The sequence below is a fragment of the Telluria mixta genome (genome assembly GCF_029223865.1).
GTDB classification, from domain to species: Bacteria; Pseudomonadota; Gammaproteobacteria; order Burkholderiales; family Burkholderiaceae_D; genus Telluria; species Telluria mixta.
On record NZ_CP119520.1, the window covers coordinates 4547726 to 4565632 of the forward strand.

Below are 17907 nucleotides of genomic sequence, written 5' to 3' on the forward strand. Positions count from 1 at the left end.
CATAAGGATAGGACATGCACGCGACTTCAACTCCCTGGTACGCCCACCGCTGGCCGTGGCTCCTGATGCTCGGTCCGGCGACCGTGCTCGCCGGCGGCGGCTACGTCGCCTGGCTGGCCGCCGGCCACCCGGACGCCCTCGTCGTCGACGACTACTACAAGCAGGGCAAGGCCATCAACCAGGACTTGCGGCGCGACCGCGCAGCGACCAGGCTGGGCCTGTCGCTGCGGGCGGAATACGATCCGCGCGCGGGCGCACTGGCGGGGCGTCTTGCGGGGCAATCGGCGCCGTTCACCATCTACCTCGCCCATCCGACCCTGCCGCAGCGCGACCTGCGTGTGTTCGTGAAGCCTGCGCCGGACGGTTCGTTCAGCGTCGCGCTGCCTGCGCTGGAGCGGACGCACTGGCAGGTCGTCGTCGAAGGGGCGTTGCGGGACTGGCGGCTGGCCAAAGGGTGGGACGCTGTACGTACGCTGGAGATCGTGGCCGACAAGCCTTGACCGTGGTAGATTCTTGTCGCCCAGCCTACCCGGCGGGAACAAGAACCCACTACCACTGGAAGAGAGATGCCACAACCCCGTCTTTACACGCGCGCCCGCACGGCCGCCGCCATCGCCACGCTGTTCGTTCCCCTCGTCCTCGGCACCACCGCGCCACAAGTCGCGGTGGCCGCCACGACCACCCAGGCCGTCAAGGCCAACGCCGCCTTCGACACCTGGTCCGACCGTTTCGCCGCCGACTGGGTCCGCGCCAATCCGCAACTGGCCACGTCGACGCAATATTTCGGCGGCGCCGAGCAGGACGCGCTGGACCGCCAGCTCACGCCGCTGACGCAGGCGCACCGCAAGAAGGTGATCGCGCTGGCGAAGACCGGCGTTGCGCGTCTCGACGCATTCCTCGCCGGGCCGTTGAGCGAAGAGCAGCGCACGTCCGCGTCCGTGATGCGCTGGAGTCTGGCCAACACGGTCGCCAGCGAGCCGTACGAGGATTACCAGTTCGTCTTCAACCAGTTCGGCGGCACGCAGGTCGGCCTCGTCAACTTCATGACGACGACGCATCCGCTGCGCCGCGCGTCCGACGTGGCCAGCTATCTCGCGCGCCTCGACCAGGTCGCCACGCGCATGGACGAAGCCCTCGCACGCGCCCGCGCCGCCACGGCCCGCGGCCTGGTCCCGCCGCGCTTCATCCTCGAGCGCGCGCAGTACCAGGTCGACCTGTTCCTGAAGCCCGCGGCGGACCAGAACGTCCTCGTGACGACCTTCGCCCAGCGCATGGAAAAACTCGCGGACCTGGCGCCGGACGCGCGCGCCAGGGCCATCGCCGACGCTACCCGCATCGTCGACACGAAGATCCGTCCCGCGTACCTGCGCGTGCAGGCCTACATGGCCGAGCTGCATCCGAAGACGAACGACACGGCCGGTATCTCGCGCCTGACGAACGGCGCGGCCGCCTACCAGCAGGCGCTCAAGACGTACACGAGCACGAATCTGACGGCGGAAGAGATCCACGCGATCGGTCTGCGCGAAGTGGCGCGCATCGAGGCCGAGATGGACAGGCACCTGCGCGCCCTCGGCTACGCGGAAGGCGGCATCGAGGAGCGCATGAAGCAGCTGGACGCGACGTTCCAGCCGAAAGGCGCGGGGTTGGATAACTTTGACCCGCGTCCGGAGCTGCTGCAGCGCTACGCGACCATCGTGGCGGATGCGGAAAAACGCAGCGACGCGCTGTTCAACCTGAAGCCGCGCGCGCCGGTCGACGTGCGCCGCGAACCGCCGCTGACGGAACCGTCGGCCGCGGCCCATTACTCGCTGCCGGCGCCGGACGGCAGCCGTCCCGGCATCTTCTGGGTGCCGATGCGCGGTCCGACGTTCGACGTGATCCGCATGCGCAGCCTGTCGTACCACGAGGCCGTGCCGGGCCACCACTTCCAGCTCGCGATCCAGCAGGAGCGCACGGACCTGCCCAAGTTCCGCGCCCAGCGCATCTTCGGCGGCGGCAGCGCGCACAGCGAAGGCTGGGCGCTGTACGCGGAGCGTCTCGCGGTGGAGCAGGGCTGGTACGAGGGCGATGTCCCGGGCCTGCTGGGCGCCCTCGGCTCGGAACTGTTCCGCGCGCGCCGGCTCGTCGTCGACACCGGCCTGCACACGAAGGGCTGGACGCGCCAGCAGGCCATCGACTACGGCATCGGCGCGCAGGAAGTGGAGCGCTACGTCGCGTGGCCGGGGCAGGCGTGCGCGTACATGATCGGCATGTTGCGCATCATCGACCTGCGCGAGCACGCGAAGAAGGAACTGGGCGCGAAGTTCTCGCTGCCCGCGTTCCACGACGTCGTGCTGCGCAACGGGTCGGTGCCGCTGGACGTGCTGGGCGAGATCGTTCAGCGCTGGATCGCGGCGCAGAAGCAGGCTTAGAAGCAGGCTTACAAGCAGGCTTAAAAGCAGGCCGCGTGATCAGCGGCTTGCCGCCAGCGCTTTCAGGCGTGCGATCGTCGTGGCAGCCGTCACGCGGTCGTCACGCCAGAAATCGCTGATGAAGGCCCGCATGGCGTCTTCCACGGGCGGCGGCTGCGCCATGTTGATGCTCGGGACCAGGACGCCGCTCCGCGCCGCCTGCTGGAACGCTGCCCTGGAGGCGGTCGCGCAGCGGTCGTACCGGCCGAGATCGACGTCGGACCGGACGGGCAGGGCGCCCTTGTAGAGATTGAACCGTTCCTGGATGTCCGGGCGCAGGAGCGCGGCGGCGAGGTGACGTTGCGCGCCGAGTTTCGCTTCGCCCTGCACCTTGAACATGACGAACGAATCGACGTCGAACACGAACGCGTCGGTGGCGCCCGGCACCGGCAGGCACTCGAACTCGAAGTCCGACGTCTTCCGTGCCTCCATCAGCACCGGCTTGTTCCAGTCCCCCATGAATTGCATGCCGGCCTTGCCGCTGGTGAGCATGGCCGACGCCTGGATCCAGTCGTTCTGATAGGTCGAGCGGCCGGTATAGGATTTGATGCGCCTGAAGGTCGCCAGCGCGCGCTCCATCGCGGGGCTGGACAGTGCGGCCGTGTCCAGCTGGACGAGCGCTTTCCGGTAAAAGTCCGCGCCGGCCAGGCCGATGACGACGTTTTCGAACAGGCGCAGGTCTTCCCAGGGCTGCTCGCCATGGGCCACAGCGATGAAGCCCGCGCGCTTCATCGCTTCGGCCGTCCGGAAAAACTCGTCCCACGTCGTCGGCGCCTTCGCACGCGACGCTTTCAGGACGCGCGCGTTAATCCACAACCAGTTGTTGCGGTGGAGGTCCACGGGCACGGCGACGTAGTGGCCGTTGTATTTCATGCGCGCGCTGATCGCCTCCGGGAGGACCTTGTCCCATTGCCCGGCCCGGGCGATGTCGTCGAGGTTGGCCAGGTGCCCGGCCTGCGCCCACGCGGCGATGGCGGGCGCCTTCATTTGCGCCGCGGTCGGCGGGTTGCCGGCCGCGACCCTCGACTTCAGCAGCGTCAGCGCCATGCCGGTGCCGCCGCCGGCGACCGCGAAATCGCGCCAGGTGTCGCCCTCCTGCGTCAGCGTCGCTTTCAGGAAGGCGATGGCCCTGGCGTCGCCGGCCAGGTCCCAGTAATGGAAAACCTCCAGGTCGCCCGCCCGGGCCGTCGTCGATGCGCACAGCGCCAGGCCTGCCGCCAGGGCGGCGAATACATGCGAAACAGTCATGCGCCCAACCTTATCACAAGGCGGGGCGGGCATCCACGCCGTCAGTCGGGCGAGAGATGCAGCATCACCGCGCCATGGGCGGGCACCGTCAGCGCCAGCGGCTTGGCGGTGTCGCCCGTCGCGCCCGTCCACAGGTCGGTGAACCGGTGGCGCTTGTGCCCGAAATCGACGCTGTTGTTGCTGACCCGGTCGGACAGCGCGTGGCTGTTCCAGTCGAACCGGTAGCGCCGCGCGTGATCGGCGCGGTTGAGGAACATGAGCGCCCATTCGCCGTTCGCGAGCGGCTTGGCGTACATCTCGAGCTGGCCGTCGTTCATGAAACGCCAGGCCTGGATGCCCCGTTCGTCCTGGTTCACCGCGATGACGGCGCGGTTGGTCAGGATCGCGCGCGTGGCGGCCGACATCGAACGGATGTCGTTCCCCGCGATGAGCGGCGAATTCATCATGGCCCAGATCGAGAAGTGGGCCTTGTCCTCGTCCTCGGTCATGCCTTTGCCGACTTCCAGCATGTCCATGTCGTTCCAGCGTCCGGGCCCGGAATGCTTGCGCAGGCCGTTCTGCTTGTCGAGGATGGGCAGCACGCCGAACGACGACCAGTCGCCGTGGTTGAATTCGCAGTCCCAGCACGGGTAGATGTCGCCCGTCGTGCGCCACGAATGACCCACGTCGCCGGCCCATTCCCACGGCTTGTTGTCGCCCCATTCGCAGATCGAGAGCAGGACGGGGCGGCCCGCGGCGCGCAGCGCGTCGCGCATCGTCGTGTAGCCGCCTTTCGCGCTCAGGCCCTCGGTATTGCACCAGTCGTATTTCAGGTAATCGATACCCCAGGCGGCGTACGTCAGCGCGTCCTGGTACTCGTGCCCGCGGCTGCCGGCGTGCCCGCCGCAGGTCTTGTCGCCCACGTCCGAATAGATGCCCAGCTTGAGCCCTTTGGCGTGGACGTAGTCGGCCAGCGCCTTGATCCCGGACGGGAAGCGCTGCGGATCGGCGTGGATGAAGCCCTGCGCATCGCGCTCGCCCTGCCAGCAGTCGTCGATGTTCAGGTACACGTACCCGGCATCGCGCATGCCGCTGGCGACCATGGCGTCGGCCGCTTCGCGGATGAGCTTTTCGTTGATGTTGCAGGCGAAGGTGTTCCAGGTGTTCCAGCCCATTTGCGGGCGCTGTCCCAGTTCGGTGAACTTGCCGGGCGTGCCCGGCGCGGTGCGGACCGTCACGCCCTGCGCGTACGCCTGGTGCGAGACGACGCCGCCGAGCAGCAGGACGGTGAAGAGTGCTTTCAACATAGGATGATGATTCCGAATAAAAAAGGCAGCGCCCCGAGGGGCGCGGCCGAAAAGCCCGGTTGCCCGGGCAAGGAGATCAAAACGTGGAGATCAGAACGTGTAGCCCACGCGCAGGCTGTAGCGCGGCCCGGAGACGAAGACGGCGCGCACCTTGTCGCCGATACCCTGGTGCATGGTCTGGCTGTAGCGGGCGTCCGTCAGGTTCTGCGCCTGGAAGTCGAATTTCAGGTTCTCGCTGAACTTGTACGAGATGCCGCCGTCCAGCTGGCCGTACGCATCCGCCCACAGCGGCAGGCCCCAGGCCACGTTGTGCTGGCCGAAGGTCGGGCTGGCGGGATTGGTGTCCGTACCGTTGCTGCCCTGCGTCCCGTTCGTGTTGGTGCTGAGGAGGTAGCGCGAGCGCCAGTTGTAGGCCAGGCGCGCCGACCACGGTCCCTTGTCGTACAGGATCGCCAGGTTGTAGGCGTTCTGCGACAGCTGGGTCAGCGGCAGGTTGCCGAAGGCGCGTCCGTCGATGTCGCAGCCGTTCAGGTTCAGGTTGACGTTCGCGGCATTCTGTCCGCCCGAGCAGTATTCGCTGAAGACCGGGTTGTACAGGCTGCGCTTGCTGTGGACGTAGGTGTAGTTCGCCGACACGCCGATGCCCCGCAGCCAGTCCGGCACGTTGTCGAAATACTGCTGGTACGCGATCTCGCCGCCGCGCGCGATGCCTTTCGCGCCGTTGACCGGCGACGTCACCAGGAATTGCTGCGGCGTTCCTGTGATGTCCGGCAGGCTCACCGACGTCGTCTGGTTGATGATCACATCCTTGAGGTGCTTGTCGAACAGCGCCAGCGTCAGCGATCCGGATTTGGCAAAGTACCATTCCGCGGTGACGTCGAGCTGATTCGACGTGATCGGGCGGAGCGCCGGGTTGCCCTGCGCGTTGCCGGTCCGGTTCACGGCCGTCACGTTCACGACCTTGGTCTCCTCGTTCACCGACGAGACGATTTCCTGCGACAGCGTCGTGTAGGCCTGCAGTTGCGAGAAGTCCGGACGCGACATCGACTTGCCGTAGGCCAGGCGGAACTGCAGTGTGTCGCTGGCCTTCAGGCGCAGGTTCACGGTCGGCAGGAAGTTGTTGTACTTGTTCTCGACATCGCTCTTGTTCAGGTAAGCGGGGATGTAGGGAACCGGGATGCCGGTGGCCTGCGTGCCTTGCCCGAACGGCGCCCCCGGCGTGTACGACATGTAGCCGGTCGAGTGCGAGCGGGTCTGCACGTAGCGCAGGCCGACGTTGCCGTCGATCGGGTATTTCAGGTCGTCGAAGCCGAAGCGCAGCTGGGCGTACAGCGCGCGGGTCTTCTCTTTCTGGTGGTTGGTGCCGGCCGGGTTGTCGCCGCCGAACTTTGCCGCTTTCCAGATCTGGCACGGGTTGCCCCAATCGCCGCCATTGGCCGCGATCCGTTCCGGACACAGGATCGCATCGTGGTAGTCATGCAGCGTCTGGTAGGAAGCCGGGTAGCCGCTGGCCACGCTCGGCGCGGGGAACACGACCGCGGGGACGCTGACGTCGCCGCCGAAGAAGTTGTTGAACTGTTGCGTCACGTGCGGCGCGTTGAAGCGCGGGTCGTTCAGGTAGGCCAGTTTCGGAATGTCCCAGCCCAGCAGCCACGGCGGCGTCACGCCGGCCCAGTTCCAGCTGGGATCGGAATTGACCGTCCGCGCTTCGCGGTCCGTCAGGCGCACGCCGAAGCGCACGTCGCGCAGGACCGGATGGTCGAACGCATAGCGCGCATCGCCCTTCCAGGCCTTCATGGTGCCCTTGGTCCTGTCGAGGTGCTCCATGGTCGACTCCCAGTAGTAATTCGCGGGATCGGCCAGGAAGGCGCGCTGGGCATCGGTAAAGTGAATCGTCGGCAGGCTGCCGCGCAGGTCGAGGCTCTCGTTCGGCATCAGCATGCCCAGGCCGACCGCCGAGGTGAAGTGGCTGCCCGTGGAGCGCACGTGCTGCAGGTCGCTCGTGAGCGTCCAGTTGTCGGCCACCCTCCACTGCACGTTCCAGGACACGTCGGTGGTCTTCGAATCGCCCTTGTTGAAGCCGCCCGCATTGCTGAACGGGATGCCGCCGTTCTTCGTGTCGCTGAGGGTGCCCGTGACGAACGCGCCCTTCGCGTCGTACACGGTATCGGGGCTGACCTTCAGGTCATAGGGGCTGGCCGACGAGAAGATCGACTGCTCGTTCGCGCTGTCCTTGTAGCGCGACTGGAAATAGGTCAGGTGGCTCTGGAGATTGTCGCGCTTCCACTGCAGGGCGCCGTAGGCACCTTGCCGCTTGCGGTCGTACTGGTAGTTGCGCCATTGCGCGCCTTTCGGGATCCACACCGTGCGGCCCGGTTCGATGTCGGTGCGCGGGAAGAAGGGTTCGAACTGGAACGTGTCCGTCTGCGTGGAACTGTCCGACGACGCGATATCGACCAGGGCGCCGAATTCGCCGAAGCCGGTTTTCCAGCGGTTCGAGTACAGGCCGGACACGGAAGGATCGGGCCTGCCTTTCCTGAGCGTGGAGTGCGTCGCCTCGACGGACAGCGCGCCGCGCTGGCCCTTGAAGTCGAACGGCAGCGCCGTGCGCAGGTTGACGAGACCCGAAATGCCGCCTTCGGTCTGCTCCGCCGACGGGTTCTTGTAGACGTCGACGCCGGCCATCAGTTCGGGCGGGATGTCGCCCCAGCTGATCGAGCGGCCGCCGTTCGATGCGAACGCCTCGCGTCCATTGAGTTCGGAACGGACGTAGTTCAGACCGCGGATATTGACCCCGGCGCCCTCGACCGAGAAGCGCTCGTTGTCGCCCGCCTGGCGGTTGATGCTGATGCCGACGACGCGCTGGAGGACCTCGGTGACGGAACGGTCCGGCAGCTTGCCGATGTCGTCCGCGACGACCGAGTCGACGATCTCGTCGGCATCCTGCTTGAGTTTTTGCGCCGAGGCCAGTGCGGCGCGCTGGCCGGTCACGACGACGACGGCCTTGGCTTCGGTCTCGGTTTGCGCGTGCGCCGTTCCCGCTCCCCACGCCAGGTGAGCGACGGCGAGTGCGATGGCAGTCTTGTTGGTGCGTTTCATGTGTCCCCTTCTGGTTGTCCAGCCGTCGAGTGCGGCGATTACCTTGTGCATGTGCGTAAATCCGGCGCTAATAAAAAAACATATTGCAAAAGAAGATTTATTAACGTCGGATATACGAATTATTGACGCCGTGTTTTGTCGACGGGCCAGAAGAGGTGCGAAATCGGTGTTGTTTAGTGCTGTTTCGCGAAACACGCTGGGTGCGCGGGGGGTGTATTCACGCTGTTGCGAGAAACGTCACTAAACAATGCGCCGGGAAGGAGGAGCCCGAAGGGTATGTATGGGCCGGTGGAATAATCGATTCGTTAATTTTTTGATGTGAAAAGCATCGTGAGATTAACGCCAATCCATTTACGGAGGAGATAACATGTCTAACGATAAAAATTTTTCTTTGACCCGCCGCAGCCTGTTGTTCAAGGGCGCCGGTGCCGCGGCGGCCACGACATTGCTTGGGGCTTGCGGTGGCACGACCAGCCGCGCAGGTAGCGAGTCCGTCGCAGCAGCGTCGTCCAGGCGGGTGGCCCCATCGCCCGCCACCGTGACGATCGATTCCTGCGGCCAGGCGGGCGCGACCCCGAGCTGCGTCGTGCGGCGCTTCACGATCAACGCCGATCCGGTCGATCCGGCCGCGACGCCCGCCGCCAAAGCGTTGTACAGCTGGCTGCTGTCGAAGTTCGGCAAGTTCATCATTTCGGGCCAGACCGACCAGGATCATTTCGACTACGTGAAAAACCTGACCGGCCAATACCCCTTGCTGCGGGGCTTCGACATGCAGCACTACAGCCCGATGTACTCCTGGCTGTGGGACGGCAATGCGATCAATCCGAGTACCGGCCAGCCGGGCTATTTCACATTCGGTCCCGATGCGGCCGACCCGTCGATCGCCAACTCGATCGCATGGCGCCGGGATCACGGGGACAAGCCGATCATCGCCTATCAATGGCACTGGCATTCGCCGTCGGGCGGCACCGTCGGCACGAACACGTTCTACACCGAGTTCACGACGTTCGACGCATCCCGGGCCGTGAGGAAGGGGACGCAGGAATACGCGGACACGCTGCGCGATATCGACGCCATCGCCGTCCAGCTCGCAAAGCTGCGCGATGCCGGCGTCCCCATCATCTGGCGACCCCTCCATGAGGCCGGCGGTACCTGGTTCTGGTGGAGCGCGAAAGGCGCTACCGTTTACAAGCAGCTGTGGAACCTGATGTACGACCGTCTCATGAACTACCACGGCCTGCACAACCTGCTGTGGTGCTGGTGCGGCAACGACGCTGCCTGGTATCCGGGGAACGACAAGGTCGACATCATCGGCATCGACTCCTATCCCGGCAACTTCGTCTACATCAACAACAAGGCGGAGTTCGACAAGGCCTATGCACTCAGCAGCGGCACGAAGCTCGTCGCCATGACCGAGAACGGTCCGATGCCGGATATCGACAGCAGCCTCGAAGGCGGCGCGCCGTGGTCCTTCTTCATGTCCTGGGTCGACGTCACGGCGGCCAATGACGATGCGCGCATCAAGGCCGTGTATGCCGACCCGCGCGTCATCACGCTGGAACGTTACGTGTGATCAGAAGTTGTGGCGCATGCCGAGCACGTACGCCTTCAGCGTCGCGCCCGGCGCCGCGCCCAAGCTGTTGATCGCGAATTCGTAGACGCCGTTCGCGCGGTTGTCCAGGCGCGTCGTGTACGCGTACAGGCTGCTGCGCTTGCTGAGCGTGTAGTCGTAGCCGAGCGTCGCGTGGGTGGCGCCGGTGCCCGCGCCGGCGCGCACGAAGCCGATGCGCGTGCCGGCCGGCCCGCTCGCGTCGCCCGCGCGCGCGATGCCGATGCGGATGCCGTGCGGTCCCATCTGGTGCGACAGCGACAGGTACACGGCGTTGCGCGCCAGCTCGCCGGCCCCCGTCCCGTATTTCAACCGTTCGGCGACGACGGCGATGCGCGTCTGCGGGAACTGGTAGGCGAGGGCGGCCTTCGCGCCCGTGTCGTCCAGCCCCGGGCCCTGGTACTCGTGGTGGCGTTCGCCGGCCAGCACGGCATACCACGGGCCCCGTTCGTAGATGGCGGCGGCCGACGTCAGCGACGGCTTCGCGCCGTTCGCCGGCTTTTCCTCGTTCAGGCCGTGCGTCACCCGCAGCGACAGGCCGAGCCACGCGGGGCTCCAGTAATGGATCGAGTTGGACTGGCGCCGGTCGAACGACGAGGTGTCGCTGACGTTGTCCGCGTCCGCCGCGGAACCGTTGCCCATGATGCTCATGAAGCCGGCCGTCGTCGGATAGAACGGGTCGAGGCCGGACGTGGCGCCGTTGTACGCCGTCGTCCAGTGGCCCGCGAACAGCGTGCCCCAGGTGCCGGCGAGGCCCACGCGGGTGTCGCGTGCGGCGAGGGCGCCGGCGCCCGTGTCCGGCGACAGCGTGCCTTCGATCTGGAAGATGGCTTTCAAGCCGCCGCCGAGGTCTTCACCGCCGCGGAAGCCCAGCACGGAGCGGTTGTTCACGAGGCGCACGAGGCCGGGGCCGGAGGAACTGTCCGCGTGTTCGAGGGCGACGTTGAGGCGGCCGTAGACCTGCACGGCGCTGTCCTGGGCGTGAGCGGCGGTGGCCAGCAGCAGGCCGGCGAGGGGAATGAATCTGGAATGCATGGACGATCTCCTTCGCCCGCATTGTCGATGCGGACCGGGAGACCGTGAACTACCGAAAGGTCAGGCCATCGGGCTGCACTGCTCCGTCCCGGCCGCCATCGCCTTCAGCCGCGCCGGTTCGAGCAGCACGACCTCGCGCTTGTCGACCTGCACGAGCCCCAGCTTTTTAAAACGGGACAGCAGGCGGCTGATGCTTTCGATGGTCAGGCCCAGGTAGTTGCCGATGTCTTCGCGCGACATGCGCAGCTGGAAGCGCGTGGACGAATAGCCGCGCGCCGCGTAGCGGGCGGACAGGTTGATGAGGAAGACGGCGAAGCGCTGCTCGGCGCGCATGTTCCCCAGCAGGAGCATGACGTTCTGCTCGCGCGTGATTTCCTGGCTCATGATGCGGTGGAAGTGGCGCAGCAGCGCCGGCACCTGGCCGAACAGGTCCTGCAGATGCGCGAACGGGATCTCGCAGACTTCGCTGTCTTCCAGCGCGACGGCGTCGCAGTGGTGGCGGTCGGCGCTGATGGCGTCCATGCCGAGCAGCTCGCCGGCCATCTGGAAGCCCGTGATCTGCGCTTCTCCGGCCGCGTTGATCTGGTACGTCTTGAAGTGGCCGAAGCGCACGGCGTACAGGTTGCGGAACGGCTCGCCCATCTTGTACAGCGGCTCGTCGCGCTCCAGGCGGCGGCGCTTGCCGATGATCTGGTCCAGGCGGTCGATGTCCGCATCCTCCAGGCCCATCGGCAGGCACAGCTGGTGCATGCTGCAAGCCGCGCAACTGATCTTGAGTGCGTTAGCGGTGACGGGAGTCGCGGGTAGGGTATCAGCTGCAATCATGGCGAGGACCTTCGGGGGATGTTCCGATTATAGACGTTAGCCCCTACCACAAGTAGGGAATTTGTCCCGCTGTTGGTCGCCTTGCCAACGAAGTGTCGCGTGGAGGTCAAGCGTGCGCGCCTTCGCATTGTCAAGGATTACACTTCCCATGAATATTTGCCAACGGGAGAACCATGTCGGCCGACCAGCGTTCCGCTTCACCCATTTTGCATGATGGCGAGGCTCTGCCTCTGGCCGACGAAGACCAGGCCCGGGCCGATTTCTACGCGCTGTTCGCACGCCTGCTGCTGGCCCCGCCCGACGACGCCCTGCTCGCGGCCCTGGCCGCCGCCGACCCGATCGCCGCCGCCGGCGAATTCGCTCTCGAGGACGCCTGGCTGAAGCTGACCCAGGCCGCCACCGTCGTCGACGCATCCGCCGCGGCCGATGAATTCTCGGCCATGTTCATCAGCACCGGCACGCCGCCGCTGAATCCGTACGGGTCCTTCTACCTCACGGGCCACCTGAACGACGCGCCCCTGGCCGACCTGCGCCACGACCTCGCCCGCCTGCGCCTGTCCCGCGCGCCCGGCGTGGGCGAATTCGAGGACCACCTGGGCACGCTGTGCGAAACGATGCGCGTATTGATCCAGGGCGGCCCCGGCATGGCGCCGCGCGGCCTCGCCGTGCAAAAACACTTTTTCGAGACGCACATCCGGCCCTGGTACGCGGCCTGCCTGGCCGACATCGCGAACAGCCCGGACGCGAATTTCTACCGGATCGTCGCGGGCGTCGTCGACGCGTTCCTGTCGATCGAAGCGCAGGCATTTGCCGTGCTCGATGCTACCGACCCGATTGCCGCTTGAGGGGACCATCATGGACAAAGACAAGCAACCCGATCCCGCCCGCCGCAGCCTGCTGAAGGCGGCACCGCTGGGCGCGCTGGCCGTCGCCGCGGCCGCGCATGCGCGTGCGCCCGAGCCGCAGCCCGGGCCCGCGGCACCGGCGGAGCCGGAGCAGGCCAAGGGCTATCACGAGACGGAACACATCCGGCGCTACTACCGCACCGCGGCTTACTGGTAGAAGGAGACCACGACCATGACCCTGGTGAAGACATCACGCGACAGCGGGTTGAAACGGCGCCGCTTCCTCGTCGGCGCGGGCGTGACGGCCGGTGCCGGCGCCCTCGCGCGCCACCTGCCGCTGAACGTGATCCAGCCCGCAACCGCGGCGGACGCCGTGCCGGCCAGGCCGAACACGGAGGTCAAGCACACGGTGTGCAGCCACTGTTCGGTGGGCTGCTCGGTGGAGGCCGTCGTCAGCAATGGCGTGTGGATCCGCCAGGAAGCCGCGTTCGACTCTCCGATCAACATGGGCGCCCACTGCGCGAAGGGCGCGTCGGTGCGCGAGCACGGCTTCGGCGAGCACCGCCTGCGCTATCCGATGAAGCTCGTGAACGGCAAGTACGAGCGCATCACGTGGGACCAGGCCATCAACGAGATCGGCGACCGGCTCCTGAAACTGCGCGAGCAGTCCGGGCCGGACGCGCTGATGGTCATCGGCAGCTCGAAGCACAACAACGAGCAGTCCTACCTGCTGCGCAAATGGGTGTCGATGTGGGGTTCCAATAACTGCGACCACCAGGCCCGCATCTGCCACTCGACGACGGTGGCCGGCGTCGCCCAGACCTACGGATATGGCGCGATGACGAACTCGTTCAACGACCTCCACTACAGCAAGGCCGTGCTGTTCATCGGCTCGAACCCGGCCGAGGCGCACCCGATCTCGATGCTGCACTTCCTGCACGCGAAGGAGCTGGGCGCGAAGATGATCGTCGTCGACCCGCGCTTCACCCGCACGGCGCGCTTCGCCCACCACTACGTGCGCATCCGTCCCGGCACCGACATCGCGTTCGTGTGGGGCATGCTGTGGCACATCTTCAACAACGGCTGGGAGGACAAGGAGTACATCGCGGCGCGCACCTACGGCATGGACGACGTGCGCAAGGAAGTGGCCAAGTGGACCCCTGACAAGGTCAGCGATGTAACGGGCGTGCCGGAAGCCTCCGTGCGCATGGCGGCCGAGATGCTGGCGACGAACAGGCCGTCGTCCGTCGTCTGGTGCATGGGCATCACGCAGCACCACGTGGGCACGGCGAACGTGCGCGCGCTCTCGATCCTGCAGCTCGCGCTGGGGAACATCGGCGTGCAGGGCGGCGGCGCCAATATCTACCGCGGCCACGACAACGTGCAGGGCGCGACGGACGTCGGCCCGAACGGCGATTCGCTGCCCGGCTACTACGGCATCGCGGAAGGCGCCTGGAAGCATTTCTCCACCGTGTGGGGCGTCGATTACGACTGGGTCAAGTCGCGCTTCGGCTCGAAGGAGCTGATGGAAAAGCCGGGCATCACGGTGTCGCGCTGGTTCGACGCGGTGCTCGAGGATAACCAGTACGTCGACCAGCCGACCAACCTGCGTGCCGTGTTTTATTGGGGCCACGCGCCGAACAGCCAGACGCGCCTGCCGGACATGAAGGCTGCGATGCAGAAGCTGGACTTCATGGTCGTCATCGATCCTTATCCCAGCATGACGGCGGCGATGCATGGCCGCACGGACGGGGTCTACCTGCTGCCGGCCGCGTCGCAGTTCGAGACGCAGGGCTCCGTGACGGCATCGAACCGGTCGATCCAGTGGCGCGAGCGCGTGATCCAGCCGCTGTTCGAATGCAAGACGGACCACGAGATCATGTACCTGTTCGCGCGCAAGCTGGGCTTCGGCGAACAGCTCGTCAAGAACATCAAGGTCGTCAACAACGAGCCGGTCATCGAGGACATCCTCCGCGAGATCAACCGCTCCTGCTGGACCATCGGCTACACGGGCTGCTCGCCCGAGCGACTCAAATTGCACATGGAGCACAAGCGCGACTTCAATCCGACGACGATGCGCGCGGAGAGCGGTCCGTGCAAGGGCGATTACTACGGCCTGCCGTGGCCGTGTTGGGGCACGCCGGAAATGAAGCACCCGGGCACGCCGATCCTGTACGACCTGCACAAGCCGGTGGCCGAGGGCGGCCTGCCGTTCCGCGCCAACTGGGGCGTGGAGCACAACGGCGAGCCCCTGCTCGCGGCCGACGGCTCGTTCACGAAGGACAGCGAGATCGACACGGGCTATCCCGAATTCGACCACGTGTTCCTGAAGAAGCTGGGCTGGTGGGCCGAGCTCACGCCGGAAGAGCAGGTGCAAGCCGAGGGCAAGAACTGGAAGACGGACCTGTCGGGCGGGATCATCCGTGTCGTGATCGCCCACGGCTGCGCGCCGTTCGGCAACGCGCGGGCCCGCTGCAACGTGTGGAACTTCCCGGACCCCGTGCCGACGCACCGCGAACCGCTCGTCACGCCGCGGCGCGACCTGGTTGCCAAATACCCGACCTACGACGACAAGGCAGCGTTCTGGCGCCTGCCGACGTTGTACAAGTCGGTGCAGGCGGTCGACTTCTCGAAGGACTACCCGCTGATCATGACGTCGGGCCGCCTCGTCGAGTACGAGGGCGGCGGCGAGGAGACGCGCTCGAATCCGTGGCTGGCCGAACTCCAGCAGAACATGTTCTGCGAAGTGAACCCGGAAGACGCGGCGCAGATCGGCGTGAAGCTGGGCGAATTCATGTGGGTCGAGACGCCGACCGGCGCGCGCCTGAAGCTGATGGCGATGGTGACGCCGCGCGTGCCCGTGGGCCTCGTGTGGATGCCGTTCCACTTCGGCGGCTGGTGGATGGGCGAGGACCTGGAAAAACACTATCCGGACGGCGGCGCGCCCGCGGTGCGCGGCGAGGCCGTGAACACCGGGTGGACGTACGGGTACGACGCCGTGACGATGATGCAGGAAACGAAAGTGTCGCTGTGCCGGCTGGTGCGGGCGTGAGGAGATCGATATGGCCAGAATGAAGTTCATCTGCGACACGGAGCGCTGCATCGACTGCAACGGCTGCGTGACCGCCTGCAAGAACGAAAACGAGACCCCGTGGGGCGTGAACCGCCGCCGCGTCGTCACCATCAACGACGGCGTGCCGGGCGAACGCTCCATTTCCGTCGCGTGCATGCATTGCAGCGACGCGCCGTGCCTGGCCGTCTGCCCCGTCAACTGCATCTACCACACGGAAGACGGCATCGTCCTGCACGACAAGGACCAGTGCATCGGCTGCGGCTACTGTTATTACGCGTGCCCGTTCGGCGCGCCGCAGTTCCCGTCCACGGGCCTGTTCAACCACCGCGGCAAGATGGACAAGTGCACGTTCTGCTCCGGCGGTCCGGAGCCCGACACGTCCGAGGCCGAGTTCAAGAAGTATGGCCGCAACCGCATCGCCGAGGGCAAGCTGCCCGCCTGTGCGGAGATGTGCGGCACGAAGGCGCTGATCGGCGGCGACGCGACGGTCATCGCCGACATCTACCGCCAGCGCGTGGAGACGCGCGGCTACGGCCCCGAACTGTGGGGCTGGAAGATCGCGTACGGCAAGCCGAAACGCGGCGGCGACGTCAAGGCGAAGGGCGAGGGGCCGCGCGAGAACCAGAACCTCAAGGACTCGCAGAACGACGAGGGGAGGCTGCCGACATGAAGCGCATTCTCATCCTCTGCCTGCCCCTGACGCTGCTCGCGGGCTGCCTCGAAGTCGACCAGCATCCGAACTGGGTGCACGGCATGTACGCCGGGAAGAAGGACGACCGCCCGTTCCTGCGCCACTTTCACAACGACAAGCTGTCGTGGTGGGGCACGATCAGCAACCGCAACATGAACCAGAACGAATACAACCGGGCCAACCCGTAACAGGAGCCGACCATGTCATTCACTATTCGATCGTTGCGGACTTTTCTCGGACTGCTCCTGTCGCTGTGGCTGCTCGGTATCGCGCACGCGGGTGTCCCGAACAACCGCGCCGAGCCCGCGTATGCCGAGGAACAGACGATCCTGCAGGCCGAGAAGGATGCGCGCACGCCCGAGCCGGGACTGGACTCGAAGTCGTCGGGCCGCGTGCACATCGACCGCCACTACCTGGGCCAGTACGGCAGCACGGAGGGCACCGTCATCGTGCAGCGCGGCGGCAATCAGTGGCGCATCTGGCGCAACGGGCCGATCGCGACCGCGATGGGCACCATCCTCGTCGTCGTGCTCGTCGCGATTTTCTTCTTCTACCGCGCCGTCGGTCCGGTGCGCACGGAAGAACCGGACACGGGCCGGCGTATCCGCCGCTTCACCAGCTGGGAGCGCCACGTGCACTGGGCGACCGCGATCAGCTTCATCATCCTCGCCGTGACGGGCCTCGTCATCATGTTCGGCAAGAAGCTCATCCTGCCGCTCGTCGGCCACGACGTGTTCGCCGCCCTGGCCTACATCTTCAAGTACCTGCACAACTTCGTGGGCCCGCTGTTCATCGTGTGCTCCGTGCTGATGTTCTTCACCTTCCTGCGCCGGAACTTCTTCCGCCGCATCGACTGGCAGTGGATCAAGCAGGGCGGCGGCCTCGTCTCGCACAAGCACGTGCCGGCCGGGTTCTTCAACGCGGGTGAAAAATCCTGGTTCTGGCTGGGCGTGACCCTGCTGGGCCTCGTGATGTCGATCACCGGCCTGATCCTCGACTTCGTCACGTTCGGCCAGACGCGCTACATCATGCAGGTCGCGAACTACCTGCACATCGCCGGCGCCACGTTCTACATCGCGGCCGCGATGGGCCATATCTACATCGGCACGTGGGGCACGCCGGGCGCGTACGAAGCGATGCGCCACGGGACCGTGGACGAATCGTGGGCCAAGGCGCACCACGCCGTGTGGTACGACGAAGTGAAGGCGGGCGTGGAACCGGGCACGTTCGACGACCGCGTGCCGCCGGACCAACGGCCGCCCGCCGCCGGCAGTCCGCCGCCGCGGCCCGCGCATTGAGGAGCCGCCGATGAAAACGACGATGAAGGTCATGGCCGTGCTGGGTGTGCTGGCCGCCGTGGGCTGCAAGCAGCATGGCGACGAAGCCCAGCGCAAGACGAAGTTCCCCGGCATGGTGACGGCCGACGGCGGCACGAGCGGCCAGGTGATGGCCGCGCACAGCGGGCCGAAGACGAATGCCGGCTACGCGGGCGGCACACCGGGCATCGCGGGCGGCAGCGGCGGCAACACGGCCGGCGCGGAGACGGGCGGCACCGTGCGCGAGACGGGCCAGGGGCCCAGCCAGGGCGCGACGCCGCCCAGCGGCGCGGGTACGCAAGGCACGACGCAGACCCAGCCCGGCGACCATGGCAAGCCGGCCGCGCCGACGCCGGCCGAAACGGGGCCGCAGCCGGGCGCCGTCAACCGCGATCCTAGCCATTCGGCGGCGCCGGGACGATGAGGAGAG

15 protein-coding genes are annotated in these 17907 nt (G+C 66.4%); 10 read left to right on the forward strand and 5 right to left on the reverse strand.

Going from position 1 to position 17907, the window contains the following annotated elements:
• The first annotated feature begins 14 nt into the window (after positions 1 to 14).
• Entirely contained in the window at positions 15 to 500 is a 486-nt protein-coding gene (locus tag P0M04_RS20325) for a FixH family protein (protein ID WP_259447304.1), read from the forward strand.
• Positions 501 to 566: 66 nt separating this feature from the next.
• Positions 567 to 2411 carry a DUF885 domain-containing protein gene (locus tag P0M04_RS20330; protein ID WP_259447303.1) on the forward strand — a complete coding sequence of 615 codons (1845 nt, stop codon included), beginning with the start codon at positions 567 to 569 and terminating at the stop codon, positions 2409 to 2411.
• 39 nt (positions 2412 to 2450) lie between these two features.
• Here the strand turns inward: P0M04_RS20330 and P0M04_RS20335 are convergent, their stop codons facing one another.
• From P0M04_RS20335 to P0M04_RS20345, 3 genes are all read right to left on the reverse strand, one after another.
• Positions 2451 to 3698 (reverse strand): ABC transporter substrate-binding protein, encoded by a 1248-nt coding sequence (locus P0M04_RS20335; RefSeq protein WP_259447302.1) that lies wholly within the window; start codon positions 3696 to 3698, stop codon positions 2451 to 2453.
• 41 nt (positions 3699 to 3739) lie between these two features.
• Positions 3740 to 4984, reverse strand: coding sequence for a glycoside hydrolase family 27 protein (locus tag P0M04_RS20340; RefSeq protein ID WP_259447301.1), 1245 nt, complete (start codon positions 4982 to 4984; stop codon positions 3740 to 3742).
• Between the two features lie 90 nt (positions 4985 to 5074).
• Complete coding sequence (locus tag P0M04_RS20345) at positions 5075 to 8083, reverse strand: TonB-dependent receptor (RefSeq protein ID WP_259447300.1); 3009 nt, start codon at positions 8081 to 8083, stop codon at positions 5075 to 5077.
• A 367-nt stretch (positions 8084 to 8450) separates the two neighbouring features.
• Between P0M04_RS20345 and P0M04_RS20350 the strand changes: the two genes are divergently transcribed.
• Positions 8451 to 9656 carry a glycosyl hydrolase gene (locus tag P0M04_RS20350; protein ID WP_259447299.1) on the forward strand — a complete coding sequence of 402 codons (1206 nt, stop codon included), beginning with the start codon at positions 8451 to 8453 and terminating at the stop codon, positions 9654 to 9656.
• On the opposite strand, the gene P0M04_RS20355 is transcribed toward P0M04_RS20350, so the two are convergent.
• Both P0M04_RS20355 and fnr read right to left on the reverse strand, forming a co-directional pair.
• Complete coding sequence (locus tag P0M04_RS20355; protein WP_259447298.1) at positions 9657 to 10727, reverse strand: porin; 1071 nt, start codon at positions 10725 to 10727, stop codon at positions 9657 to 9659.
• A 60-nt stretch (positions 10728 to 10787) separates the two neighbouring features.
• On the reverse strand, positions 10788 to 11477 hold the full coding sequence (gene fnr, locus P0M04_RS20360; protein ID WP_281042053.1) for a fumarate/nitrate reduction transcriptional regulator Fnr: 690 nt from the start codon (positions 11475 to 11477) through the stop codon (positions 10788 to 10790).
• Positions 11478 to 11725: 248 nt separating this feature from the next.
• Here fnr and P0M04_RS20365 point away from each other — a divergent pair, with 248 nt between their 5' ends.
• Genes P0M04_RS20365 through P0M04_RS20395 form a run of 7 tightly spaced genes read left to right on the forward strand, consistent with a single transcriptional unit; the run spans position 11726 to position 17901 of the window.
• Positions 11726 to 12397, forward strand: a complete 672-nt coding sequence (locus tag P0M04_RS20365) for a TorD/DmsD family molecular chaperone (RefSeq protein ID WP_259447296.1) — start codon at positions 11726 to 11728, stop codon at positions 12395 to 12397.
• Between the two features lie 10 nt (positions 12398 to 12407).
• Positions 12408 to 12614, forward strand: a complete 207-nt coding sequence (locus P0M04_RS20370; RefSeq protein WP_259447295.1) for a formate dehydrogenase — start codon at positions 12408 to 12410, stop codon at positions 12612 to 12614.
• Positions 12615 to 12629: 15 nt separating this feature from the next.
• Positions 12630 to 15449 (forward strand): formate dehydrogenase subunit alpha, encoded by a 2820-nt coding sequence (locus tag P0M04_RS20375; protein WP_259447294.1) that lies wholly within the window; start codon positions 12630 to 12632, stop codon positions 15447 to 15449.
• A 10-nt stretch (positions 15450 to 15459) separates the two neighbouring features.
• Complete coding sequence (fdh3B, locus tag P0M04_RS20380; protein WP_036228272.1) at positions 15460 to 16140, forward strand: formate dehydrogenase FDH3 subunit beta; 681 nt, start codon at positions 15460 to 15462, stop codon at positions 16138 to 16140.
• Positions 16137 to 16349: a hypothetical protein gene (locus P0M04_RS20385; RefSeq protein WP_258849732.1), complete on the forward strand. Its 213-nt coding sequence runs from the start codon at positions 16137 to 16139 to the stop codon at positions 16347 to 16349. The genes fdh3B and P0M04_RS20385 overlap by 4 nt, the downstream gene beginning before the upstream one ends.
• A gap of 12 nt (positions 16350 to 16361) precedes the next feature.
• Positions 16362 to 17459, forward strand: coding sequence for a formate dehydrogenase subunit gamma (locus P0M04_RS20390; RefSeq protein ID WP_259447293.1), 1098 nt, complete (start codon positions 16362 to 16364; stop codon positions 17457 to 17459).
• A gap of 10 nt (positions 17460 to 17469) precedes the next feature.
• The gene (locus P0M04_RS20395) at positions 17470 to 17901 is read left to right on the forward strand and encodes a hypothetical protein (protein ID WP_259447292.1); all 432 of its coding nucleotides are present in this window, start codon (positions 17470 to 17472) and stop codon (positions 17899 to 17901) included.
• Positions 17902 to 17907: the final 6 nt, after the last annotated feature.